At 66.9% G+C, this 23194-nt stretch carries 21 protein-coding genes; 15 read left to right on the top strand and 6 right to left on the bottom strand.

Annotated elements, in window-relative coordinates; translation table 11 throughout:
• Positions 1-153 precede the first annotated feature (153 nt).
• The gene (locus tag DCO49_RS13550) at positions 154-2250 is read left to right on the top strand and encodes a prolyl oligopeptidase family serine peptidase (protein ID WP_116864470.1); all 2097 of its coding nucleotides are present in this window, start codon (positions 154-156) and stop codon (positions 2248-2250) included.
• Positions 2251-2331: 81 nt separating this feature from the next.
• Here DCO49_RS13550 and DCO49_RS13545 read toward each other — a convergent pair whose 3' ends face one another.
• Positions 2332-3516, bottom strand: a complete 1185-nt coding sequence (locus DCO49_RS13545) for a pyridoxal phosphate-dependent aminotransferase (RefSeq protein WP_116864469.1) — start codon at positions 3514-3516, stop codon at positions 2332-2334.
• A gap of 143 nt (positions 3517-3659) precedes the next feature.
• On the opposite strand from DCO49_RS13545, the gene DCO49_RS13540 reads away from it, so the two are divergent.
• The 9 genes from DCO49_RS13540 to hslU all read left to right on the top strand — a co-directional run bounded on the left by DCO49_RS13540 (position 3660) and on the right by hslU (position 11394).
• Positions 3660-5771, top strand: coding sequence for a S9 family peptidase (locus DCO49_RS13540; RefSeq protein WP_116864468.1), 2112 nt, complete (start codon positions 3660-3662; stop codon positions 5769-5771).
• 54 nt (positions 5772-5825) lie between these two features.
• Positions 5826-6245: a YbaN family protein gene (locus tag DCO49_RS13535; RefSeq protein WP_116864467.1), complete on the top strand. Its 420-nt coding sequence runs from the start codon at positions 5826-5828 to the stop codon at positions 6243-6245.
• Positions 6246-6374: 129 nt separating this feature from the next.
• Positions 6375-6614 (top strand): lipoprotein, encoded by a 240-nt coding sequence (locus tag DCO49_RS13530; protein ID WP_116864466.1) that lies wholly within the window; start codon positions 6375-6377, stop codon positions 6612-6614.
• Positions 6607-7458 carry a diaminopimelate epimerase gene (gene dapF / locus DCO49_RS13525; RefSeq protein WP_116864465.1) on the top strand — a complete coding sequence of 284 codons (852 nt, stop codon included), beginning with the start codon at positions 6607-6609 and terminating at the stop codon, positions 7456-7458. The genes DCO49_RS13530 and dapF overlap by 8 nt, the downstream gene beginning before the upstream one ends.
• On the top strand, positions 7455-8129 hold the full coding sequence (locus DCO49_RS13520; protein ID WP_116864464.1) for a DUF484 family protein: 675 nt from the start codon (positions 7455-7457) through the stop codon (positions 8127-8129). Before dapF ends, DCO49_RS13520 begins: the two co-directional genes overlap by 4 nt.
• Before the next feature lie 16 nt (positions 8130-8145).
• Positions 8146-9024 (top strand): tyrosine recombinase XerC, encoded by an 879-nt coding sequence (gene xerC, locus DCO49_RS13515; protein ID WP_116864463.1) that lies wholly within the window; start codon positions 8146-8148, stop codon positions 9022-9024.
• A 106-nt stretch (positions 9025-9130) separates the two neighbouring features.
• The gene (locus DCO49_RS13510) at positions 9131-9331 is read left to right on the top strand and encodes a DUF3079 domain-containing protein (RefSeq protein ID WP_116864472.1); all 201 of its coding nucleotides are present in this window, start codon (positions 9131-9133) and stop codon (positions 9329-9331) included.
• Positions 9332-9405: 74 nt separating this feature from the next.
• Positions 9406-9957: an ATP-dependent protease subunit HslV gene (gene hslV, locus DCO49_RS13505; RefSeq protein ID WP_079223431.1), complete on the top strand. Its 552-nt coding sequence runs from the start codon at positions 9406-9408 to the stop codon at positions 9955-9957.
• Between the two features lie 60 nt (positions 9958-10017).
• Positions 10018-11394 (top strand): ATP-dependent protease ATPase subunit HslU, encoded by a 1377-nt coding sequence (hslU, locus tag DCO49_RS13500; RefSeq protein WP_116864462.1) that lies wholly within the window; start codon positions 10018-10020, stop codon positions 11392-11394.
• 183 nt (positions 11395-11577) lie between these two features.
• Here the strand turns inward: hslU and DCO49_RS13495 are convergent, their stop codons facing one another.
• Positions 11578-12231: a TetR family transcriptional regulator gene (locus tag DCO49_RS13495; RefSeq protein WP_116864461.1), complete on the bottom strand. Its 654-nt coding sequence runs from the start codon at positions 12229-12231 to the stop codon at positions 11578-11580.
• Positions 12232-12467: 236 nt separating this feature from the next.
• On the opposite strand from DCO49_RS13495, the gene smeD reads away from it, so the two are divergent.
• Genes smeD through smeF form a run of 3 tightly spaced genes read left to right on the top strand, consistent with a single transcriptional unit; the run spans position 12468 to position 18225 of the window.
• A complete protein-coding gene (gene smeD / locus DCO49_RS13490; protein WP_116864460.1) occupies positions 12468-13655 on the top strand; it encodes a multidrug efflux RND transporter periplasmic adaptor subunit SmeD in 1188 nt (395 codons plus the stop codon).
• A 12-nt stretch (positions 13656-13667) separates the two neighbouring features.
• Positions 13668-16847, top strand: coding sequence for a multidrug efflux RND transporter permease subunit SmeE (gene smeE, locus DCO49_RS13485; protein WP_243402744.1), 3180 nt, complete (start codon positions 13668-13670; stop codon positions 16845-16847).
• Positions 16828-18225 carry a multidrug efflux RND transporter outer membrane subunit SmeF gene (gene smeF, locus DCO49_RS13480; protein WP_116864471.1) on the top strand — a complete coding sequence of 466 codons (1398 nt, stop codon included), beginning with the start codon at positions 16828-16830 and terminating at the stop codon, positions 18223-18225. Before smeE ends, smeF begins: the two co-directional genes overlap by 20 nt.
• A gap of 110 nt (positions 18226-18335) precedes the next feature.
• On the opposite strand, the gene DCO49_RS13475 is transcribed toward smeF, so the two are convergent.
• The 4 genes from DCO49_RS13475 to DCO49_RS13460 all read right to left on the bottom strand — a co-directional run bounded on the left by DCO49_RS13475 (position 18336) and on the right by DCO49_RS13460 (position 20143).
• Positions 18336-18758 (bottom strand): low affinity iron permease family protein, encoded by a 423-nt coding sequence (locus tag DCO49_RS13475; protein ID WP_108770045.1) that lies wholly within the window; start codon positions 18756-18758, stop codon positions 18336-18338.
• Positions 18759-18831: 73 nt separating this feature from the next.
• Positions 18832-19158, bottom strand: a complete 327-nt coding sequence (locus DCO49_RS13470; protein ID WP_116864459.1) for a hypothetical protein — start codon at positions 19156-19158, stop codon at positions 18832-18834.
• A gap of 74 nt (positions 19159-19232) precedes the next feature.
• Complete coding sequence (locus tag DCO49_RS13465; RefSeq protein ID WP_116864458.1) at positions 19233-19490, bottom strand: hypothetical protein; 258 nt, start codon at positions 19488-19490, stop codon at positions 19233-19235.
• A 200-nt stretch (positions 19491-19690) separates the two neighbouring features.
• A complete protein-coding gene (locus DCO49_RS13460; RefSeq protein ID WP_116864457.1) occupies positions 19691-20143 on the bottom strand; it encodes a nucleoside deaminase in 453 nt (150 codons plus the stop codon).
• Between the two features lie 81 nt (positions 20144-20224).
• Between DCO49_RS13460 and ubiE the strand changes: the two genes are divergently transcribed.
• Together ubiE and DCO49_RS13450 are read left to right on the top strand one after the other, a co-directional pair.
• Positions 20225-20986, top strand: a complete 762-nt coding sequence (ubiE, locus tag DCO49_RS13455) for a bifunctional demethylmenaquinone methyltransferase/2-methoxy-6-polyprenyl-1,4-benzoquinol methylase UbiE (protein WP_108766376.1) — start codon at positions 20225-20227, stop codon at positions 20984-20986.
• A 192-nt stretch (positions 20987-21178) separates the two neighbouring features.
• Positions 21179-23107 (top strand): M1 family metallopeptidase, encoded by a 1929-nt coding sequence (locus DCO49_RS13450; RefSeq protein WP_116864456.1) that lies wholly within the window; start codon positions 21179-21181, stop codon positions 23105-23107.
• Positions 23108-23194 lie beyond the last annotated feature (87 nt).

The following is a 23194-nucleotide window of genomic DNA, read 5'->3' as shown; positions in this document are numbered from 1 at the left end:
TGGCTGCGCCGCCTGCGCCAGCCGGGCATGCAGGCCCGGCGCCTGCCGGCACGGGCGCGGCGCGCGCGTACCGCTGCGGCCTGACCTTCGACACGGGGGCGGCCCCGGGGATCCGTGCTAGCGTTCCAGCGCTTATGACTGCCTGGAACCGCAATGTCACGATTCGCTTCCGCCTGCCTGCTGGCCGGCATGATGACCGCTGCTTCGGTGGGGACCGCCGTGGCTGCTGAAGAAACCGACCGTTACGCCTGGCTGGAGGACGTCACCGGCGACAAGCCGCTGTCCTGGGTCAAGGAACAGAATGCCAAGTCCGAGGGCCGCCTGGCGCAGACCCCGGCCTTTAAGCAGATGGAAGCCAGCATCCGCGAGGTGCTCGATTCGGACGCCAAGATCCCCGGCGTGCAGAAGATCGGCGACTATTACTACAACTTCTGGAAGGACCAGCAGCACGAGCGCGGCCTGTGGCGCCGCACCACCCTGGCCGAGTACCGCAAGGCCTCGCCGCAGTGGGAAACCGTGCTCGACCTGGATGCACTGAACAAGGCCGAGGGCGAAAACTGGGTCTGGCATGGCGCCGACTGCCTGCGCCCGGACTACAGCCGCTGCCTGATCGCGCTGTCGCGCGGCGGTGCCGATGCCGATGTCACCCGCGAATTCGACCTGGCCAACAAGACCTGGATCAAGGACGGCTTCTTCCGCCCCGAATCCAAGGGCGGCCTGGGCTGGATCGACCGTGATTCGGTGTTCGTCTACACCGATTTCGGTACCGGTTCGATGACCACCTCCGGCTACCCGCGCGTGGCCAAGCTGTGGAAGCGCGGCACGCCGCTGGCCTCGGCCAGCGTGGTCTACGAAGGCAAGCCGGAAGACATGTACATCGCGGCGATGCACGATGACACCCCGGGCTTCGAGCGCAACCTGGTCAGCCGCACGCTGGCCTTCTACAACAACGAGCTGTACCTGCGCGCCGACAACGGCACGCTGACCAAGATCGATGCGCCGAACTCGGCGGAAAAGGGCCTGCACAAGCAGTGGCTGACCCTGGAACTGCGCGACCCGTGGACCGTGGGTGGCAAGACCTACACCTCCGGCTCGCTGCTGGCGACCAAGCTCGACGATTTCCTGGCCGGCAAGCGTGATTTCGAAGTCCTGTTCACCCCGACCGCGACCACCTCGCTGGCCGGTGCGACCTGGACCAGGAGCCACCTCGTGCTGAACGTGCTCGACGACGTCAAGAACCGCCTGTCGGTGCTGACCCCGGGTGCCAACGGCTGGCAGAAGAGTGAGTTCGTCGGTGCGCCGGCCTTCGGCACCCTTGCCGTGGGTGCAGTGGACAGCAACGACAGCGACGCCGTCTGGCTGACCGCCACCGATTACCTGACCCCGACCACCCTGGCTCTGGCCGACATCGGCAAGGCCCCGGAAACGCTGAAGACCATGCCGGCCTTCTTCGATGCCGAGGGCAAGGTGATCGAGCAGCACTTCGCCACCAGCAAGGACGGCACCCGCGTGCCGTACTTCGTGGTGCACGACAAGGCGATGAAGCTGGATGGTTCCAACCCGACCCTGCTGTATGGCTACGGTGGTTTCGAGATCTCGCTGACCCCGAGCTACTCCGGTGGCATGGGCCGCGCCTGGCTGGAGAAGGGCGGCGTGTACGTGGTCGCCAACATCCGTGGCGGTGGCGAGTACGGCCCGCGCTGGCACCAGGCGGCGCTGAAGCAGAACCGTCACAAGGCCTATGAAGACATGGCCGCGGTCGCGCAGGATCTGGTTACCCGCAAGATCACCACCGCCAAGCACCTGGGCGTGCAGGGCGGCAGCAACGGTGGCCTGCTCACCGGCAACATGCTCACCCAGTACCCGGAACTGTTCGGTGCGGTGGTGGTGCAGGTGCCGCTGCTGGACATGAAGCGCTACAGCCACCTGCTGGCCGGTGCGTCGTGGATGGCCGAGTACGGCAACCCGGACACCAGCGACTGGGAGTTCATCAAGACCTTCTCGCCGTATCACCTGTTCGACGCGAAGAAGACCTACCCGCCGGTGCTGTTCACCACCTCCACCCGCGATGACCGCGTGCACCCGGGCCACGCCCGCAAGATGGCAGCGAAGATGATCGACGCCGGCAAGGACGTGACCTACTACGAGAACATCGAAGGTGGCCACGGCGGCGCAGCCAACAATGCGCAGGCCGCACACATGTCGGCCCTGGCCTACAGCTTCCTGTGGGAGCGCTTGGGCGGCAAGTGATGGAATGAAAAACGCCGCCCTCGGGCGGCGTTTTTCGTTGTCGGGTCGCGCCGCAAAAATTCCGCTGGGCGTGGCCCGGCGCTACCGGAATCGCTTCAACCCACGCGCAATCCGCTCAACGGCCTCCTGCAGCCGCGGCACTTCCTGCGTATACGCCAGGCGCACGTGCTGGTTGGCGCGGTGAAAACCGAAATCCAGGCCCGGGGTGAATGCCACATGCTCGGTTTCCAGAAAGTGCGCGCAGAACGCCTGCGCATCGTCAGTGAACGCACTGACGTCGGCGTACAGATAGAACGCGCCCTGCGGCTCCACCTCGATGCGGAAGCCCAGCTCGCGCAGGGCCGGCAGCAGGAAATCACGGCGCTGGCGGAACGCCTCGCGGCGCTGCTCGAAGATCGCCATCGATTCCTCGCTGAAACAGGCGAGGGCGGCATGCTGGGCGATGCTCGACGCGCTGATGTACAGGTTCTGCGCCAGCTTCTCCAGATCGGGCACCGCCGCCGGCGGCGCCACCAGCCAGCCCAGCCGCCAGCCGGTCATGCCGAAGTACTTGGAGAAGCTATTCAGCACGAAGGCGCTGTCATCCACCTGCAGCACGCTGGGCGCATCCAGACCATAGGTCAGGCCGTGGTAGATCTCGTCCACCACCAGGTGGCCACCGCGCGCATGCAGCGAGGTCGACAGCGCGGCCAGTTCATCGGCCGACAGCACGGTGCCGGTGGGGTTGGCGGGTGAGGCGACCAGCGCACCAACGCTGTCGGCATTCCAGTGCTGTTCCACCAGCGAGGGGGTCAGCTGGTAGGCGGTATCGGGGCCGACCGGCACCAGCTGCGCGCCGCCTTCCACCAGCCGCAGGAAGTGGCGGTTGCAGGGATAGCCGGGGTCGGCCAGCAGCCAGTGCCGGCCCGGATCGACCAGCAGGCTGCTGGCCAGCAACAGTGCGCCGGAACCGCCGGGGGTGACCAGGATGCGATCGGGATCGATGTCCAGCCCGTAGTGGCTGCGGTAGAAGCCGCTGATCGCCTGGCGCAGGGCCGGCAGGCCGCGCGCGGCGGTGTAGCGGGTATGGCCGGCCGCCAGTGCGGCCTGGCCGGCGCGCACGACCGGCTCGGCGGTGGTGAAGTCCGGTTCGCCGATCTCCAGATGGATCACGTCATGGCCGGCCTGTTCCAGCGCCTGCGCGCGGGCCAGCAGGGACATCACGTGGAACGGGGCGATCTCATGGCTGCGCCGGCTGTAGCCCGGCGTGTGGGGCAGGGTGCTCATGCCGCCATGGTACGCCGCCGGCAGTGGCCGCTGCAGCAGTGGTAGAGTCGAGCTTGCTCAACTGCGGTTGCGGTCAGTCGAGCAAGCTCGACTCTACCTACGCCACGGACGCCATTGCGTAACCGCACCAGGACCCTTATCTCATGAAATCCACCCTCTGCCTGTTGCTTGCCAGCCTGATGACCAGCACCGTTACCGCCGCCACCCCGCCCGTTCCGCCGGATGCCGCCAAGCACCCGCACGAGGTCAAGGCGCCGTTCGGCGCCACCCGCAACGACGATTACTACTGGCTGCGCGACGACAAGCGCGAGAACAAGGACATGCTGGCCTACCTGCAGGCCGAGAATGCCTACACCGATCAGCTGCTGGCGCCTTTGAAGCCGCTTGAGGACACCCTGTACAAGGAAATCGTCGGCCGCATCAAGCAGGACGATTCCAGCGTGCCGGCGCGCGAGCGCGGCTACTGGTACTACAGCCGCTACGAGACCGGCCAGGACTACCCCATCCACGCGCGCCGCAAGGGCAGCATGGAGGCGGCCGAGGAAGTCCTGCTGGACGTCAACGCGATGGCCGCCGGCAAGGGCTATTTCAGCGTCGGCGCGATGGAAGTCAGCCAGGACAACCAGCTGCTGGCCTGGGCCGACGATGATGTCGGCCGCCGCCAGTACACCATCCGCTTCAAGGACCTGGCCACCGGCAAGGTGCTTCCCGACGTCATCACCGGCAGCTCCGGCAACCTGGTCTGGGCCGACGACAACCGCACCGTGCTGTACGTCGAGAACGATCCGGAGACCCTGCTGACCGTGCGGGTGAAGAAGCACGTGCTGGGCACCCCGGCCAGCGCCGACACCGTCGTCTACGAAGAGAAGGACGACAGCTTCTACATGGGCATCGGCCGCACCCGCGACGATCGCTTCATCACCATCGGCGTGCACAGCACCGTGTCCTCGGAAGAGCGCTACGCCCCGGCCAGCGACCCGACCACCTTCACCGTGCTGGCCCCGCGCCAGCGTGACGTCGAGTACGACGCCGACCATTACGACGGTCGCTGGGTGATCCGCACCAACGACGGTGCGAAGAACTTCAAGCTGGTCACCGCTCCCACCGATGCCACTTCGCGTGCGCAGTGGAAGGATTGGATCGCGCACGACGATGCGGTGTTCATCGAAGGCTTCGAGCTGTTCGACAGCTACACCGCCATCGCCGAACGTTCCGAAGGCCTGGAGCGCATCCGCCTGCTGTTCAAGGATGGCCGCAGCGACTACGTGAAGGCTGATGAGCCGGCGTATTCGATGGGCCTGGGCGACAACACCGAGGCCGACACGCCGTGGCTGCGCTACGTCTACACCTCGATGACCACCCCGACCACCGTGTTCGAACTGAACACCGCCACCGGTGAGCGTCGCCAGCTGAAGGTGCAGCCGGTCATCGGCTATGACGCCTCGAAGTACGAGACCGACCGCGTCTGGATCACCGCGCGCGACGGAGTGAAGGTGCCGGTGTCGCTGGTCTACCGCAAGGGCTACCAGAAGGATGGCAAGGGCGCGCTGTTCCAGTACGCCTACGGCAGCTACGGCATGTCGATGGACCCGTACTTCAACCAGACCGCGGTGAGCCTGCTCGACCGTGGCGTGGTCTACGCCATCGCCCACATCCGTGGCGGCCAGGAAATGGGCCGCGACTGGTACGAGAACGGCAAGCTGCTGCACAAGCAGAACACCTTCAACGACTTCATCGACGTCACCCGTGGCCTGGTGGCGCAGGGCTGGGCGGCCAAGGACCGCGTCGCCGCCTCCGGTGGCAGCGCCGGTGGCCTGCTGATGGGCGCGGTGGCCAACCAGGCGCCGCAGGATTACCGGGTGATGGTGGCGCAGGTACCGTTCGTCGACGTGGTCACCACCATGCTCGACCCGACCATTCCGCTGACCACCAACGAGTACGACGAGTGGGGCAACCCGGAGCAGAAGCAGTACTACGACTACATGCTGTCCTACTCGCCCTACGACAACGTCACGAAGCAGGCCTACCCGTCGCTGTTCGTGGGCACCGGCCTGTGGGATTCGCAGGTGCAGTACTGGGAACCGGCCAAGTGGGTGGCCAAGCTGCGTGACGACAACACCGGCCACTACCCGATCGTGTTCCGCACGAACATGGAAGCCGGCCACGGCGGCAAGTCCGGGCGCTTCCAGCGTTACCGCGAGCTGTCCGAGTCGTATGCGTTCGTGCTGCAGCAGCTGGGCATCGTCCAGCCGTGATGGCGACAGGGTGCCGGGCACTGCCTGGCACCCTGAACCGGTATCCTTGCGGCCATGACCACGCCCGCACCACCGCCCCCGGATGACGCGCCGCCGCCGCGCGTGGTGCGTTTCCGCTGGGCGTGGTGGCTGCTGGCCTATGCCAGCCTCGGCACCGGCATCGTCGGCATCTTCGTGCCGGGCCTGCCGACCACCGTATTCATCCTGATTTCGGCCTGGGCCGCCTCGCGCGGCTCCGAGCGCCTGCACGCCTGGCTGCTGCAGCATCCGCGGTTCGGCCCGGCCATCGCCAACTGGCAGGCGCACGGTGCGGTCAGCCGCTACGGCAAGTGGATGGCCACGATCACCATGGCCGCGTGCGCCGGCATCATGCTGTGGTGCGTGCCGATCGCCTGGGTGAAGTGGTTTTCCATCGGCAGCATGACCGTGGTGGCGATCTGGCTGTGGACACGGCCGTTGCCCCCGCGGGAATAAGGCTCCCGCCGGGCATGGCCCGGCGCTACCTGGGGTGCACGGTTGCGGTAGCGCCGGGCCATGCCCGGCGGATGCGTGGCCCTGCACCCTCCACCTACCGCTCAGCTGCCAATGGCTATACTCGGGCGCATGAAGATCCCCCATCGCAACGTCATTCTGATTCCGCTGGCAGCGGCCTCGCTGCTGTTCCTGTCCGCCTGTGGCAACAAGGGCCCGCTGGTACTGCCGCAGAAGCCGGTGCCGGTGGAAGAGACGGTCGAACCGGCCGTCGAGCCCGAAGCCACCCCGGAAGCCACCCAGCCGACCAGCGACGGCAGCCCCTCGGTCACCCCGGACCCGATCAAGCCGGTGGACGGTGGGAATGAGTAAGGCTGGCTCCAACGCCCTGCGCTTCAGCAAGATGCACGGTGCGGGCAACGATTTCGTAGTGATCGACCTGCGTGACGGCACGCCGCCGCCCACCCCTGAAGTGGCCGCGCGCCTGGCCGACCGCCACACCGGCGTAGGCTGCGACCAGATCCTGACCATCGAGGCCCCGCGTGCGGACGGCTCGGTGGCGTCCTACCGGATCTGGAATGCCGACGGTTCCAATTCCGAGCAGTGCGGCAACGGCGCGCGCTGCATCGCCGCCTGGCTGGTGCGCGAGGGCAGTGCCCAGGGCGAGCGCTTCGTGATCGACAGCCCGCTGGCCAGCCACGAGGTGCAGGTGCTGGGCGATGGCCGCTTCTCGGTGGCCATGGGCGTGCCGGCGTTCGAACCATCGCAGGTGCCGCTGGTGGGCTTCGCCCATGCGCGCGACGAATACCTGATGCCGCTGCAGGGCGAGACCGTGCGCTTCTCGGCGGTGTCGATGGGCAATCCGCACGCGGTCATCGAAGTAGGCCTGGTCGATGCCGCTCCGGTCGAGCGTGTCGGTGCGCTGCTGCAGCAGCATGCGTCGTTCCCGCAGTCAGTCAACGTGGGCTTCGCCCAGGTGATGGGTCCGGACCATGCGCGCCTGCGCGTGTACGAGCGTGGCGTCGGCGAAACCCTGGCCTGCGGCAGCGGTGCCTGCGCAGCGGCCGTCACTCTGATGCAGCGCGGCCGGCTGCAGGCCGATGCACGCATCAGCCTGCCCGGTGGTGAACTGCGCATCCAGTGGCCGGGCGACGGCCAGCCGGTGGTGATGGCCGGCCCGACCGCATTCGTCTTCGAAGGGGAGTGGATCGCATGAGTGAGACCGTCGACAAGCTCGGGGGCCATGACGTCGCTGCGTGGTTGCGGCGCCATCCCGGCTTCCTCAAGCAGTTCCCGGACCTGGCCCTGACCCTGGTGGTGCCGCGCGATGACGGCCCGACCGCGTCGCTGGCCAGCTACCAGCTGGAAGTGCTGCGCGAGAAGAACCGCGAGCTGGCGCGACGGTTGGCCGACCTGGGCGCGACCGCCCAGGTCAACGAGCGGTTGGCGGTGCGTACGCACCAGCTGACCCTGGCCCTGATGAAGCAGGACAACGCCGCCGACACCCTGCGTGCGATGGCGGCCTCGCTGCAGGAAGATTTTGCCGGTGACCTGGTGCGCCTGGTGGTGCACACCCCGGTGGCTGGTCTGGAGCAGGCCGAATGGCTGCAGGTGATCGCCGCAGACGACGCGCAGCTGGGCCCGTTCCGCGATTGCCTGAAGGACGGCGAGCCGATCTGCGGGCGCCTGCAGCCTGAGAAGAACGCCGTGCTGTACGGCGCGCGCAGCGATGAAGTGCAGACCACCGCACTGCTGCCGCTGCCGGGCATCGGCCTGATCGCAGTCGGCAGCCACGATGCCAACCGCTTCTACCCGGGCATGGGCACGCTGTTCCTGCGCATGATGGGTGATGCCCTTGTCACCGGCCTGAAGCGCTTCGAGCGCTGAGCCGGGACGCACGACGATGAGCGCGGTACAGCACTTCCTGCAGCACCTGCAGGTGGAACGGCGGATGTCGGCGCATACGCTCGACGCCTACCGCCGTGACCTGGACACGCTCACCGTGTGGGCGGAGCCGCGCGGCGTGGCGGTGGAGGCAGTGGATGCTGAAACGCTGCGCCAGTTCGTCGCCGATGAGCATCGTCGCGGGTTGTCGGCCAAGAGCCTGCAGCGCCGCCTGTCGGCCTGCCGTAGTTTCTACGCCTGGCTGCTCAAGCACGGGCGCATCGAGGTGAGCCCGGCCGCGAGCCTGAAAGCGCCCCGTGCGCCGCGGCGCCTGCCGCAGGTGCTCGATGCTGATGAAGCGGTGCAGCTGGTCGAACTGGAACCGGAAGGTGAACTCGGCCGCCGCGACCGCGCGCTGCTGGAACTGTTCTATTCCTCCGGCCTGCGCCTGAGCGAAGTGTGCGCGCTGACCTGGCGCGACCTAGATTTCGACAGCGGTCTGGTCAACGTGCTCGGCAAGGGCAACCGCCAGCGCCGGGTGCCGTTCGGGCGGCCCGCGCGCGAAGCACTGCTGTCCTGGCGCGCGCAAAGTGGTGGTGGCCCGGCGACGCCGGTGTTCCCCGGCCGCAAGGGGCCGATCAGCCAGCGTGCGGTGCAGATCCGCATCCGCCAGCTGGCCCAGCGCCAGGGCCTGTTCAAGCACGTGCACCCGCACATGCTGCGGCACAGTTTCGCCAGTCACATCCTGGAATCCTCCGGCGACCTGCGCGGCGTGCAGGAACTGCTTGGCCACGCCGACATCGCCACCACGCAGATCTACACCCACCTTGATTTCCAGCACCTGGCCAAGGTCTACGACGCCGCGCATCCGCGCGCCAAGCGCAAACCGACCGGGTAGCGCCGGGCCGTGCCCGGCGAGCGCAACAGCCCTCGCTTGATCTGCATCAGGGCAGGGTGGGGCGCATCGGCGCATCGTGGCCGCAGGCCACGAGGAAACCGCCAGCATGGCAAAGCCCATTCCCCTGCTTCCCCGGCACCCCGAACGCATCTGCTGGGGCTGTGACCGCTACTGCGCGGCCGACGCGCTGGCCTGTGGCAACGGCTCGGGCCGCACCCAGCACCCCATCGAAACCCAGGGCGAGGACTGGTACATCGCCTGGGGCATCGAGCCGAATCCAGAGCGGCCTTCGCATGCCAAGCGCTGAACGGCATCCGTCCGCGCGGGCTTGATCGCTCCCGGCGCTGTCCCCATGTCCCGTGAACAGCTATCGGAGGCCGCATGGACCCCAGTCAGAATCCCAATGTTTTCCACGCCACCACCATCGTCTGCGTGCGCCGCGGCGATCACGTGGCCATTGCCGGTGATGGCCAGGTCACCCTCGGCCACACGGTGATGAAGGGCAACGCGCGCAAGGTGCGCCGCCTTGGCCGCGACGGCCAGGTGCTGGCCGGCTTCGCCGGTGCCGCCGCCGATGCCTTCACTCTGTTCGAGCTGTTCGAGGCCAAGCTGGAAAAGCATGGCCAGCTGCAGCGCGCCGCCGTCGAGCTGGCCAAGGATTGGCGTACCGAACGCCGCCTCGGCAAGCTGGAAGCCCTGCTGGCCGTGGCCGACAAGGAAACCTCGCTGATCATCAGCGGCACCGGCGATGTGATCGAGCCGGAGGACGGCATCATCGCCATCGGTTCCGGCGGTTCCTACGCACTGTCGGCCGCACGCGCGCTGATGGCGCACACCGAACTGGATGCGCGCACGATTGCCAGTGAAGCGATCGGCATCGCCGGCGACATCTGCATCTACACCAACCGCAACGTGGTGGTCGAGGAGCTGTAACGCTCCCCGATCCGCCGGGCATGGCCCGGCGCTACCGACAACGAATTCGTGAGCACATCCATGTCGAAGATCGAAGTTTCCTCCGCCACCATGACCCCACGCGAGATCGTGCAGGAACTGGACCGGCACATCGTCGGCCAGCACGACGCCAAGCGCGCGGTGGCCATCGCCCTGCGCAACCGCTGGCGCCGCATGCAGCTGGTGCCCGAGCTGCGCAATGAAGTGATGCCGAAGAACATCCTGATGATCGGCCCCACCGGCGTCGGCAAGACCGAGATCGCGCGTCGCCTGGCCACCTTGGCCAATGCGCCGTTCGTGAAGGTCGAAGCCACCCGCTTCACCGAAGTCGGCTACGTCGGCAAGGACGTCGAGCAGATCATCCGCGACCTGGCCGATACCGCGGTCAAGCTCTATCGCGAACAGGCCAAGGTGCGGGTGCGTACCCAGGCCGAAGAACGCGCCGAAGACCGGATCCTCGATGCGCTGCTTCCGCGCCGCAGTGGTGGCATCGGTTTCGATCCGGAAGTGGCCCGCAACGAGCCGTCGGCGCAGGACAACGAGACCCGCATCAAGTTCCGCAAGATGCTGCGCAACGGTGAGCTGGACGAGCGCGAGATCGAACTCGACCTGGCCGCCAATGTCAGCATGGACATCATGACCCCGCCGGGCATGGAGGAGATGGGCCAGCAGCTGAAGTCGATGTTCGCCAACCTCGGCGGCGGCGCCAAGGCGCACAAGCGCACGCTGACCATCAAGGCCGCGCGCCCGCTGCTGATCGAGGAAGAAGCCGGCAAGCTGGTCAACGAGGACGACATCCGCACCGCGGCGATCGAAGCCTGCGAACAGCACGGCATCGTCTTCATCGACGAGATCGACAAGGTCGCCAAGCGCGGCGACGCAGGCTCGTCTGGCGGCGATGTCTCCCGCGAAGGCGTGCAGCGCGACCTGCTGCCGCTGGTGGAAGGCTCCAACGTGTCCACCAAGTACGGCACGATCAAGACCGACCACATCCTGTTCATCGCCTCGGGCGCGTTCCACCTGGCCAAGCCCAGCGACCTGATCCCGGAACTGCAGGGTCGCTTCCCGATCCGCGTGGAGCTGGGCGCGCTGAGCAAGAACGACTTCGTGCGCATCCTGACCGAGCCGAAGGCCGCGCTGACCAAGCAGTACGAAGCGCTGCTGGCCACCGAGGGCGTCAAGGTCAGCTTCACCGCCGATGCCATCGACCGCTTGGCCGAGATCGCCTTCCAGGTGAACGAACGCCAGGAAAACATTGGTGCGCGCCGCCTGCACACCGTGCTGGAGCGCCTGCTGGATTCACTGAGCTACGAAGCACCGGACCGCGACGGTGAAACCCTGGCCGTGGACAGCGCCTACGTCGATGCGCACCTGGGTGAACTGGTGCAGGACCCGGACCTGAGCCGCTACATCCTGTAACGCCAGGCAGGGTCGGATCCCTCGCTCCAGCGGGGCTCTGACCCCAAGCCCCGCAACTGAAAAGGCCGCCGAAAGGCGGCCTTCTTCGTTTGCGCGTACGGCATCCTCGCATGGCGTGGATCTACTGCAGCGCTGCCTGCTCACCGCCCCGGTAGCGACGGGCCATGCCCGGCGGATCCGACCCTACGGCAGCGGCTCGGGAATCGAGCCCGGCACGAACACGCCTTCCTTCACGTAGGCGGTCAGGGTCATGTCCAGCGCGAGCATGCCGTCGCGCTTGAGGTCCATCAGTTCCGGTTCGACCATCGCTCCGTGCAGCACGCCCAGCACGGTGGCGTGCAGCATGCGCGCGGCGATCTTCGGGTCGGCGCCGTCGCGCAGCTGGCCCAGGTCCTGGGCGCGGCGCAGGGCGCGCTCCATCCGGTCCAGCGCATCGCGGAAGCCGGACTGCTGCAGCTCGGCCAGCGCACGGCTTTCCGACGAGGCATCGCTGCGCAGCATGATTTCCATGGTCTTGCGCAGGCGCTCGTCCTCGGAGAGCTCGATGAACGAGTAGATCATCACCGCGCGCAGGTCGTGGATCGGCGTCTGCCGCTCGTCGCTGGAGGTGCGCTCCAGTTCCTGCATGAAGGGCAGGTGCACCCGCTGGATGATCGCGGCCAGCACCTCGGTCTTGTTCTTGAAGTGCCAGTAGACCGCGCCGCGGGTGTAGCCGGCGCGGGCACCGATCATTTCCAGCGTGGTCCGGGCCACCCCGTGTTCATGGAAGCAGGCCTCGGCAGCATCAAGGATGCCTTCGCGGGTTGCCTGGGTGTCTTCTTTGGTCTTGCGCGCCATGGGTCGGAGAGTGGGTACCAGTGCCGGTGAAACCTGCCTGAATTGTACCGCTTTACAAACAAACAATCATGTATGTATATTTCGCCCCCATGCTCCCCGTCGTGTAGGCGCGCCCGCTCATGCCTGCGCCGTGCGCGGGGATGCCTGCCCGCTGCGACAACCGCGCCCCAGGACCGGGATGCGGCTGCGTATCACGGCAGGCTGAGAATCTTTTTCCTTCCCCGAGCCCCAGCCCCATGCCCCTGACCCGAATCCGCCCCTTCCTGCTGTCGCTGGCCATCGCCGCGACCGTAGCCGCCTGCGGTGGCCAACCCGAACAGCCCCAGCAAGGCCCCGGCCAGGTGACCGTGGTCACGCTGAAGTCGGAAAGCGTGGGCCTGACCCGTGAACTGCCGGGCCGCACCACTGCCTTCCTGGTCGCCGAAGTGCGCCCGCAGGTCAGCGGCATCGTCGCCAAGCGCCTGTTCACCGAAGGCGGCCTGGTGAAGGAAGGGCAGCCGCTGTACCAGATCGAGGACGCCAGCTACCGCGCCCAGGCCAACAGCGCACGTGCCCAGCTGGCCCGCGCCGAAGCCACCGCCAACGCCGCGCGCCTGAGCGCCAAGCGCATCACCGAGCTGGCCAAGGTCGATGCGGTCAGCCAGCAGGACCTGGAAAACGCCGTGGCCGCGCAGAAGCAGGCCGAGGCCGATGTCGGTGCCGCCAAGGCTGCGCTGGACGCGGCCAACGTCACCCTCGGCTACGCCCGCATCACTGCGCCGATCAGCGGCCGCATCGGCAAGTCCAGCGTCACCCAAGGCGCGCTGGTGAGCGTCGGCCAGGCCGATGCACTGGCCACCGTGCAGCAGCTCACCCCGATCTACGTCGACCTGACCCAGTCCTCGGCCGAGCTGCTGCAGCTGCGCCGCGAACTGGCCGCCGGCCGCCTGCAGGACAACCAGACCCTGCCGGTCACCATCCTGCTGGAGGACGGCAGCGAGTTCCCGCACAAGGGCGCGCTGGAGTTCTCCGAAGTGAGCGTCGACCCGACCACCGGCAGCTACGCGTTGCGGGTGAAGGTGGACAACCCCGAGGGCCTGCTGATGCCGGGCATGTACGTGCGCGCGGTGATCGGTGGCGGCGTGCGCGCCGATGCCGTGCTGGTGCCGATGCAGGGCATCGCCCGCGACGCCAAGGGCGATACCAGCGCCATGGTGGTCGGCAAGGACAACAAGGTGGAAGTGCGCCCGGTGAAGGTCAGCCGCGCACTGGCCGACAAGTGGCTGGTCGAGGACGGCCTGCAGCCGGGTGACAAGGTCATCGTCGAAGGCCTGCAGAAGATCGGCCCCGGCATGCCCGTGCAGGCCACCGAGAAGGGCGCCGCCCCGGCACAGCCGGACGCCGCCCCGCAGCCTGCCGCCCAGCCGGCCGGCGACGCGAAGTAAGCGGAGAATTCCATGGCACGTTTTTTCATTGATCGACCCATCTTCGCGTGGGTGATCGCCATCATCATCATGCTGGCCGGTGCGCTGGCGGTGGTGAAGCTGCCGGTGTCGATGTATCCCGAGGTCGCCCCGCCGGCCGTCGAGATCAGCGCCACCTACCCGGGTGCATCGGCCAAGGTGGTCGAGGACTCGGTGACGCAGATCATCGAGCAGAACATGAAGGGCCTTGATGGCCTGATCTACTTCTCCTCCAACAGCTCGGCCAACGGCCAGGCCACCATCACCCTCACCTTCGAAGCCGGCACCAACCCGGACATCGCCCAGGTGCAGGTGCAGAACAAGCTGCAGCTGGCCATGCCGCTGCTGCCGCAGGAAGTGCAGCGGCAGGGCATCAACGTGGCCAAGTCCAGCAGCGGCTTCCTGCAGGTGCTCGGCTTCGTGTCCAACGACGGCAGCATGGATGCCAACGACATCGCCGACTACGTGGGCTCCAATGTCGTCGACACGCTGAGCCGCGTGCCGGGCGTGGGCAACATCCAGGTGTTCGGTGGCAAGTACGCCATGCGCATCTGGCTGGACCCGAACAAGCTGCACACCTACAAGCTGTCGGTCGATGAAGTGACCGCGGCGATCACCGCGCAGAACGCACAGGTGGCCATCGGCCAGCTGGGTGGTGCGCCGTCGGTGAAGGGCCAGCAGCTCAACGCCACCATCAACGCGCAGGACCGCCTGCAGACCCCGGAACAGTTCCGCAACGTCCTGGTGCGTGGCGGCACCGACGGCAGCGAGCTGCGCCTGGGCGATGTCGCCCGCGTCGAACTGGGCGCGGAAAGCTATGACTTCGTCACCCGCTACAACGGCAAGCCGTCCACCGGTATCGCCATCACGCTGGCCACCGGCGCCAACGCGCTGGCCACCGCGGAGGGCGTGCGCACCGCGCTGGACGAGATGAAGTCCAGCTTCCCGGCCGGCCTGGAAACGGTCGTGCCGTACGACACCACCCCGTTCGTGCAGGTCTCGATCAAGGGCGTCATCAAGACCCTGATCGAAGCGATCGTGCTGGTGTTCGTGGTGATGTACCTGTTCCTGCAGAACTTCCGCGCCACCCTGATTCCGACCATCGCCGTGCCGGTGGTGCTGCTGGGTACCTTCGGCGTGCTGGCCATGCTGGGCTTCTCGGTCAACATGCTGACCATGTTCGCCATGGTGCTGGCCATCGGCCTGCTGGTGGACGATGCCATCGTGGTGGTGGAGAACGTCGAGCGCATCATGTCCGAAGAGGGCCTGTCGCCGCTGGAAGCCACCCGCAAGTCGATGAGCCAGATCACCGGCGCGCTGGTGGGCATCGGCCTGGTGCTGTCGGCGGTGTTCGTGCCGATGGCCTTCATGAGCGGCTCGACCGGCATCATCTATCGCCAGTTCTCGGCCACGATCGTTTCGGCCATGGCGCTGTCGGTTCTGGTGGCGATCGTGCTGACCCCGGCGCTGTGCGCGACCATGCTCAAGCCGCTGAAGAAGGGCGAGCACCATGTCGCGCACACCGGCCTGCTCGGCCGCTTCTTCAACGGTTTCAACCGCGGCTTCGACCGTTCCAGCGAGACCTACCAGCGCGGCGTGAAGGGCATCATCCATCGCCCGTGGCGCTTCATGGGCATCTTCGTCGCCCTGGCCGTGGTGATGGGCGTGCTGTTCGTGCGCCTGCCCAGTTCGTTCCTGCCCAATGAAGACCAGGGCATCATGATGGCGCTGGTGCAGACCCCGGTCGGTGCCACCCAGGAACGCACGCTGGAAGCGATGGCCAAGCTGGAAGACCACTTCCTGAAGAACGAGGCCGACGCGGTCGAGTCCATCTTCGCCGTGCAGGGCTTCAGCTTCGCCGGCATGGGCCAGAACGCCGGCATGGCCTTCGTCAAGCTGAAGGACTGGAAGGAGCGCGACGCCGACCACAGCGTCGGTGCGATCACCGGGCGTGCGATGGGCGCGCTGGGCCAGATCAAGGACGCCTTCATCTTCGCCTTCCCGCCGCCGGCCATGCCGGAGCTGGGCATCGGTTCGGGTTACACGTTCTTCCTGAAGGACACCAGCGGCAAAGGCCATGACGCCCTGCTGGCCGCGCGCAACCAGCTGCTGGGTGCGGCGGGCCAGAGCAAGCTGCTGGCCAACGTGCGCCCCAACGGCCAGGAAGACACGCCGCAGCTGCGCATCGACGTGGACGTGGAAAAGGCCAATGCGCTGGGCCTGTCGATCAGCTCGATCAACAACACCTTGGCCGCGGCGTGGGGCAGCAGCTACATCGATGACTTCATCGACCGTGGTCGGGTCAAGCGCGTGTACGTGATGGCCGATGCACCGTTCCGCATGAATCCGGACGACTTCAACGTCTGGTCGGTGAAGAACGGGCAGGGCGAAATGGTGCCGTTCAGTGCCTTCGCCTCCAAGCGCTGGGACTACGGTTCGCCGCGCCTGGAGCGCTACAACGGCGTGTCGGCGATGGAGATCCAGGGCGAGCCCGCTGCGGGCGTGGCCTCCGGTGATGCCATGGCCGAGATCGAACGCATCGCCAAGGACCTGCCGCCGGGCTTCGACATCGAATGGACCGCGCTGTCCTACCAGGAACGCCAGGCCGGTTCGCAGACGCCGCTGCTGTACACGTTGTCGCTGCTGATCGTGTTCCTGTGCCTTGCCGCGCTGTATGAAAGCTGGAGCGTGCCGACCTCGGTGCTGCTGGTGGCGCCGCTGGGTATTCTCGGCGCGGTGCTGGCCAACACCTTCCGCGGCATGGAACGCGACATCTACTTCCAGGTGGCGATGCTGACCACGGTGGGCCTGACCAGCAAGAACGCGATCCTGATCGTGGAATTCGCCAAGGAGAACCTGGAGAAGGGCGCGGGCCTGATCGAAGCGACGATGCATGCGGTCCGCGACCGCCTGCGCCCGATCATCATGACCTCGCTGGCGTTCGGCCTGGGCGTACTGCCGCTGGCCATCGCCTCCGGTGCAGGTTCCGGTGCGCAGCGCGCGATCGGTACCGGCGTGCTGGGCGGCATGCTGGTGGGCACCGTGATGGGCGTGTTCTTCATCCCGCTGTTCTTCGTGGTGGTGCAGCGCGTGTTCAACCGCAACAAGGGCAACGGAGGCGGCACGCCGCCGGCTCCGCGCGATGGCGCTGCCCATGGAGGTTCCCATGAATAAGACCCCCTTGCTGCTGGCGCTCGTCGCCAGCCTGGGCCTGGCCGGCTGCTCCACGCTGGTGCCGAAGAACACCGCCGTTGCCCCGGCCATTCCGTCGCAGTGGCCGGCCGAAGCCAGCCAGGGCGAAGTGACCGATGTTGCGGCACTGGGCTGGCGCGACTTCTTCACCGATGAGCGCCTGCAGCAGGTGATCGGCCAGGCGCTGGACAACAACCGCGACCTGCGCGTGGCGGTGTTGAACGTGGAAAAGGCACGCGGCCAGTACCGCGTGCAGCGTGCCGACCGCGTGCCCGTCCTGGCCGCTACCGGCCAGATGGAACGGCAGGGCACCAATGCCGGCGTCACCGAGCAGTTCACCGCCGGCGTCGGTGTGGCCGACTTCGAGCTGGATCTGTTCGGCCGCGTGCGCAACCTCAGCGAGTCTGCCTTGCAGCAGTACTTTGCCGTGGCCGCCAACCGCCGCAACGCGCAGCTGAGCCTGGTGGCCGAGACTGCCACCGCGTGGCTGACCTACGGTGCCGATGCGCAGCAGCTGAAGATTTCCGAGGCCACGCTGAAGACCTACGAGGATTCGCTGCGCCTGGCCGAGGCCCGCCACGAACGCGGCGGCAGCTCCGGGCTCGAGCTGAGCCAGACGCGCACACTGGTCGAAACCGCGCGTACCGATGCCGCCCGCCTGCGCGGGCAGCTGGCCCAGGACCGCAACGCGCTGGCCCTGCTGGCTGGTGGCCAGGTCGATGCGGACCTGCTGCCGGACAGCATCGAACCGCAGCTGCTGGCCCTGGCCCCGCCGCCGGCCGGCCTGCCCAGCGACGTGCTGCTGCAGCGCCCGGACATCATGGCCGCCGAACACCAGCTGCTGGCGGCCAACGCCAACATCGGCGCGGCGCGTGCCGCGTTCTTCCCGAGCATCACCCTGACCGGCAGCATCGGCAGTGGCTCGGGCGAACTGTCCAACCTGTTCGACAGCGGCACCCGCGTGTGGAGCTTCCTGCCGAAGATCACCTTGCCGATCTTCCAGGGCGGCAAGCTGCGCGCGAACCTGGCGGTGGCCAATGCGGATCGCGATATCGCCTTGGCGCAGTATGAAAAGGCGATCCAGAGCGGCTTCCGCGAAACCTCTGACGCGCTGGCGCTGAATGTCAGCCTGGACGAGCAGGTGAGCGCGCAGCAGCGCCTGGTGGATGCGGCCGAAACAGCCAACCGCCTGTCGCAGGCCCGCTATGACGCTGGCCTGGACAGCTTCGTGACCCTGCTGGACGCACGCCGCACCGCCTACAGCGCGCAGCAGACGCGCCTGCAGACCGAACTGGCCCAGCAGACCAATCGCATCACCCTGTACAAGGTGCTGGGCGGCGGCTGGCACGAACGCGGGTAAATCCCGGTAGCGCCGGGCCATGCCCGGCGGCTTTCCTTTGAGCGTTCATGGCGTCGGTCACAGGCCGCGCTGCGCGCTCGCCGGGCATGGCCCGGCGCTACCGCCTGGCGTCAAACCGCCTCATCATCACGCGGCGCCGCGCGGCAGGAGCGTACCCGGGCAAGCGCATCGCCGGCTTCGCGGGCCATGCGCTCGTACTCGGCGCGGATTTCCTCCAGCCGCTCTTCGTCCATTTCTTCCAGGTCCAGCAGCTCGTTGTTGGCCTCGGCCGTGGCGCGGATCAGCTCGTCCAGCTTGATCTGCATCGCTGCCGTATCCGAGTTCTGAGTGTGCTGGATCAGGAACACCATCAGGAAGGTGATGATGGTGGTGCCGGTGTTGATCACCAGCTGCCAGGTATCGTTGAAGCCGAACACGGGGCCGCTGATGCCCCACACCACCACGATCGCCACCGCGGCCAGGAAGGTCCACGGCGAGCCGGTGGCGGCCGCGGCCTTCTTGGCGATCGTATTGAACAGGGTTCTTGCTTTCATCGTCGTCGTTCCACCCAGGTGACGACGATGGTCGGCAGCCGCCCGTGCACGGGCCGTGCAGCCGCGGGGAAACTCAGGCGCGCAGGCGCGGGGCGTCCTGCAGGCGCACGCGACTGGTCTGGTAGACGTGCTGCCAGCAGCGGTCGACGAACTCGCGGGCCTGCGATTCGGTCAGGCGCGGCATGATCTGCAGGGCGTACTGGGTCTGGAACATTTCATCGCGCTCGGCGTTGCTGGCGCGCGGCTGGGTGATCAGCGAATCACAGGCGAATTTGATCCACGGCACGTAGGAGCCGAACGAGTTGTGCGTCAGGGCACCGTCGGCATGCTGCCGGCGCCAGTGATCGAGCTCCGCATCTACGTCGATGACCGGTGGGATGGCGGGGACTTCAGCGTGCATGGCATTCCAGTTCGGTTGGGGGGGCAGGGAGTGGGGGTTCATCGCAGTGTGCGTATGTGCCGGTGCATGCAGCGTCAGCGCGGTGTGCAGCCGGTGTTGCCATCGATCAGCTGTGCGTGTTCAACGGCGCCAAGTTCTTCGGCCATGTCGGCCATCGCGTTGCACAGGCGTATGCGGTCGCGCGAATGATCGCGGGTGACTTCCTGCGGCATGTCCCGGAATGCAGCCCAGAACGGCGCGCCACGACGGTTCAGCGCGTACTGCTGCGTCAAGCGGTCGCGGATGTCGGCGAGGGCCGGATCGGACAGGGGATGTACGGCGTGCGCGCTCATCGGGTTGCTCCGCCCGGACTAAGGGGCCCCGGTGATTCCACCGTAGGCGTTCCGTGCGAAGGGGGTGTTAGCAGCGCGTGTGCGGCTCATCTAGCTGACTGTGCGTCACTGCACATCGAAGGTGCGCAGAGGCTGCCGGCACAAGGCTGTGCCGGCTCTGAAGCGTTCATGTAGCTGTGCGCAGAACGAAAACGCGGCGCTTATTCGCCGATATCTTCGTTCCAGATTTCCGGGTATTGCGCAATGAAGCCGCCCAGCAGGTCCACGCATTCCTGGCTGTCCAGGTCGATCACGTTGACGCCGTTTTCGCGCAGCCAGTCGATGCCGCCCCGGAAGGTGCGCGACTCGCCCACCACCACAGTGCCGATGTTGAACTGGCGCACCAGGCCCGAGCAGTACCAGCACGGCGCCAGGGTGGTGACCATGATGGTGTCCTGGTAGCGGCGCTGGCGGCCGGCCTTGCGGAAGGCATCGGTTTCGCCGTGCACGGACGGGTCGCCTTCCTGCACGCGGCGGTTGTGGCCGCAGCCGAGCAGGCGGCCGTCGTTGTGGTACAGCGCCGCGCCGATCGGTACGCCGCCCTCGGCCAGGCCCTGTCGGGCTTCGGCGATGGCGGTCTGCAGCAGGGCCTGGTAGTCGGGCGTGGTGATCATGCGGGGCTCCGGTGGGTCATGGGCCGCCATGATAAGGCCCGGTTACCCCGCAGCGGCCCCGGCGGTGCGATAATCAGCGGCATGAGCGAATCCCCCTACAAATCCGGTACCACCCATTTCGGGTTCCGCGACGTGGCCGCCAAGGACAAGCAGAAGCTTGTCGGCGAGGTGTTCACCTCGGTCGCGCGCAACTACGACCTGATGAACGACCTGATGAGCCTCGGCGTGCACCGGGCCTGGAAGCGCTATTACGTGGCCACCGCGCAGGTGAAGCCGGGTGACCGCGTGCTCGACCTGGCCGGCGGCACCGGCGACATCGCCGCCCTGCTGAAGGAGCGCGTGGGCGCCGAAGGTTCGGTGGTGCTGGGCGACATCAACGCCGGCATGCTGTCGGTCGGCCGTGACCGCCTGACCAACCGCGGCCTGGTGCTCGGCCTGGACTACGTGCAGTGCAATGCCGAAGCCCTGCCATTCCCGGACAACAGCTTCGACCTGGTGACGATCGCCTTCGGCCTGCGCAACGTGACCGACAAGGACGCCGGCCTGCGCGAGATGTACCGCGTGCTGAAGGTGGGCGGCCAGGCCCGCGTGCTGGAGTTCTCCGAAGTCACCGCCGACTGGTTCAAGCCGATCTACGACTTCCACTCGTTCAGGATCCTGCCGAAGCTGGGCAAGCTGTTCGCCAACGATTCGGACAGCTATCAGTATCTGGCCGAGAGCATCCGCAAGCACCCGCCGCAGGAAGAGCTGAAGGCGATGATGGGGCAGGCCGGTTTCGAACGCTGCCACTACAAGAACCTGACCGGCGGCATCGTCTCGATCCACTCCGGCTACAAGCTGTAAAGCGTGTGGGGCCGCCGGGCATGGCCCGGCGCTACCTGTTCTGGTAGGTGCCAACCTTGGTTGGCACACGCCCGCGCCGGGCGCCCCATGGCGCAGGGCCGGCCCCCGGCCGGCCTTACCCCGCATCGCGCAACGCGTCCGGGGCGAGGGAGAGGTACCATTGGGGTTTGATCCCCGTAACGGTCCCGATTCATGCGTAATCCGCTGATGCTCCTTCCGCTGGCCGTGGCCCTGGCCGCCGGCTGCTCCCAGGAGGCGGCCGCGCCCGCCGCCGCCCCGACTGCCGAAAAGGCCCCCGCTGCCCCCGTGAACGCCGAGAACCGCAGCCACGACGAAAGCTCGTACGCCGAGCCGGACAAGGTCGTCATCAAGGACATCGCGCTGGATCTGAAGCTGGACTTCGACCAGAAGCAGATCGGCGGCACCGCCACCTACACCCTTGAATGGAAGCAGAAGGACGCCCAGCAGCTGGTGCTCGACACCCGTGAGCTGAACGTCTCCAAGGTCGAGGCCATCGGCGCCGATGGCGCGCGCAGTGAACTGAAGTTCGCCCTGGCCCCGGTCGACAAGGTGTTCGGCAGCAAGCTGACCATCGAAGCGCCGGAACAGCCGGCCAAGGTCGAAGTGACCTACCACACCGCACCGACCGCCTCGGGCCTGCAGTGGCTGGAGCCGTCGATGACCGAGGGCAAGAAGCTGCCCTTCATGTTCAGCCAGTCGCAGGCCATCCACGCCCGTTCCTGGGTGCCGCTGCAGGACACCCCGAGCGTGCGCTTCACCTACAGCGCGCACGTGACCTCGCGCCCGGACGTGATGGTGCTGATGAGCGCCGACAACGATCCGAAGGCCGCGCGTGACGGTGACTACACCTTCAAGATGCCGCAGCCGATCCCGTCCTACCTGCTGGCCATCGCTGCCGGTGACCTGGTGTTCGAGCCGATTTCCGGCCGCTCCGGCGTCTGGGCCGAGCCGACCATGGTCAACAAGGCCGCCAAGGAATTCGAAGACACCGAGAAGATGATCGGTGCCGCCGAAAAGCTGTACGGCGAATACCGCTGGGGCCGCTACGACATGCTGGTGCTGCCGCCGTCGTTCCCGTTCGGCGGCATGGAAAACCCGCGCCTGACCTTCGCCACCCCAACCGTGATCGTCGGCGACAAGTCGCTGGTCTCGCTGGTCGCCCACGAACTGGCGCACAGCTGGTCGGGCAACCTGGTGACCAACGCCAGCTGGAAGGACATCTGGCTCAATGAGGGCTTCACCACCTACGTCCAGGGCCGCATCACCGAAGCCCTGTACGGCAAGGAGATGGCCGAGATGGAGAAGCAGATCGACCAGACCGACCTGTTGGCCGAAGTGAAGGACATGAGCCCGGCCGACCAGGCCCTGGCCCTGCCGCCGCTGAACGAGCGTGACCCCGACGAGGCCCTGAGCCAGGTCGCCTACGTCAAGGGTTCGTGGTTCCTGGAGTTCCTGGAACAGCGCTTCGGCCGCGAGACCTTCGATCCGTTCCTGCGTGGCTGGTTCGATGACCATGCCTTCCAGAGCGCCAACACCGACCAGTTCGTCGACTACCTGAAGAAGAACCTGCTGCCGAAGAACCCCTCGGCGGTAAGCGAGGCCGAGCTGAAGGCATGGCTGGACGAGCCGGGCATCCCGTCGTTCGCTACCAAGGCACAGTCGCGCAACTTCAGCAGCGTCGATGCCGCGCGCATCGCGTTCTCCGGGGCGGGCAGTCTGCCGGCCAACCAGGTCACCGCCGAGTGGGGCACCCAGGAATGGGTCCGCTTCATCGACGGCCTGGGCACCACCCTGCCGCTGGACAAGCTGGCCGAGCTGGACAAGGCCTACCACTTCACCGGCACCGCCAATGGCGAAATCGCCATGCGCTGGTACCCGCTGGCCATCCGCAGCGGCTACGAGCAGGCCAATGACGCGGCTGCGGCGTTCATCGAGCGCGTCGGCCGTCGCAAGCTGATCATGCCGATCTACGCCGAACTGGTGAAGACCCCGAAGGGTCTGGAGCTGGCCAAGGCGGCCTTCGAGAAGGCCAAGCCGGGCTACCACCCGATCACCACCGCCTCGGTGCAGGATCTGCTGACCAAGGCTGAAGCCAAGTAAGAAAAACGCGCCGGGCATCCCCCGGCGCTTTTTTTGTAGAGTCGAGCCATGCTCGACTGCTGTTGGACGGCCAGTCGAGCATGGCTC

It is taken from the genome of Stenotrophomonas sp. SPM (assembly GCF_003105135.1).
Taxonomy (GTDB): Bacteria; Pseudomonadota; Gammaproteobacteria; order Xanthomonadales; family Xanthomonadaceae; genus Stenotrophomonas.
This window is presented reverse-complemented; position numbering and strand designations above follow the sequence as displayed.

Excerpts from the sequence above, each read along its gene's own strand:
- hslU (WP_116864462.1), top strand. The coding sequence starts at position 10,018 with ATGTCGAAGATCGAAGTTTCCTCCGCCACCATGACCCCACGCGAGATC.
- DCO49_RS13545 (WP_116864469.1), bottom strand. The coding sequence starts at position 3,516 with ATGAGCACCCTGCCCCACACGCCGGGCTACAGCCGGCGCAGCCATGAG.
- ubiE (WP_108766376.1), top strand. The coding sequence starts at position 20,225 with ATGAGCGAATCCCCCTACAAATCCGGTACCACCCATTTCGGGTTCCGC.
- xerC (WP_116864463.1), top strand. The coding sequence starts at position 8,146 with ATGAGCGCGGTACAGCACTTCCTGCAGCACCTGCAGGTGGAACGGCGG.
- DCO49_RS13540 (WP_116864468.1), top strand. The coding sequence starts at position 3,660 with ATGAAATCCACCCTCTGCCTGTTGCTTGCCAGCCTGATGACCAGCACC.
- DCO49_RS13475 (WP_108770045.1), bottom strand. The coding sequence starts at position 18,758 with ATGAAAGCAAGAACCCTGTTCAATACGATCGCCAAGAAGGCCGCGGCC.
- DCO49_RS13495 (WP_116864461.1), bottom strand. The coding sequence starts at position 12,231 with ATGGCGCGCAAGACCAAAGAAGACACCCAGGCAACCCGCGAAGGCATC.
- DCO49_RS13465 (WP_116864458.1), bottom strand. The coding sequence starts at position 19,490 with ATGAGCGCGCACGCCGTACATCCCCTGTCCGATCCGGCCCTCGCCGAC.
- DCO49_RS13470 (WP_116864459.1), bottom strand. The coding sequence starts at position 19,158 with ATGCACGCTGAAGTCCCCGCCATCCCACCGGTCATCGACGTAGATGCG.
- smeD (WP_116864460.1), top strand. The coding sequence starts at position 12,468 with ATGCCCCTGACCCGAATCCGCCCCTTCCTGCTGTCGCTGGCCATCGCC.
- smeE (WP_243402744.1), top strand. The coding sequence starts at position 13,668 with ATGGCACGTTTTTTCATTGATCGACCCATCTTCGCGTGGGTGATCGCC.
- DCO49_RS13550 (WP_116864470.1), top strand. The coding sequence starts at position 154 with ATGTCACGATTCGCTTCCGCCTGCCTGCTGGCCGGCATGATGACCGCT.
- hslV (WP_079223431.1), top strand. The coding sequence starts at position 9,406 with ATGGACCCCAGTCAGAATCCCAATGTTTTCCACGCCACCACCATCGTC.
- dapF (WP_116864465.1), top strand. The coding sequence starts at position 6,607 with ATGAGTAAGGCTGGCTCCAACGCCCTGCGCTTCAGCAAGATGCACGGT.
- DCO49_RS13450 (WP_116864456.1), top strand. The coding sequence starts at position 21,179 with ATGCGTAATCCGCTGATGCTCCTTCCGCTGGCCGTGGCCCTGGCCGCC.
- smeF (WP_116864471.1), top strand. The coding sequence starts at position 16,828 with ATGGAGGTTCCCATGAATAAGACCCCCTTGCTGCTGGCGCTCGTCGCC.
- DCO49_RS13510 (WP_116864472.1), top strand. The coding sequence starts at position 9,131 with ATGGCAAAGCCCATTCCCCTGCTTCCCCGGCACCCCGAACGCATCTGC.
- DCO49_RS13530 (WP_116864466.1), top strand. The coding sequence starts at position 6,375 with ATGAAGATCCCCCATCGCAACGTCATTCTGATTCCGCTGGCAGCGGCC.
- DCO49_RS13460 (WP_116864457.1), bottom strand. The coding sequence starts at position 20,143 with ATGATCACCACGCCCGACTACCAGGCCCTGCTGCAGACCGCCATCGCC.
- DCO49_RS13535 (WP_116864467.1), top strand. The coding sequence starts at position 5,826 with ATGACCACGCCCGCACCACCGCCCCCGGATGACGCGCCGCCGCCGCGC.
- DCO49_RS13520 (WP_116864464.1), top strand. The coding sequence starts at position 7,455 with ATGAGTGAGACCGTCGACAAGCTCGGGGGCCATGACGTCGCTGCGTGG.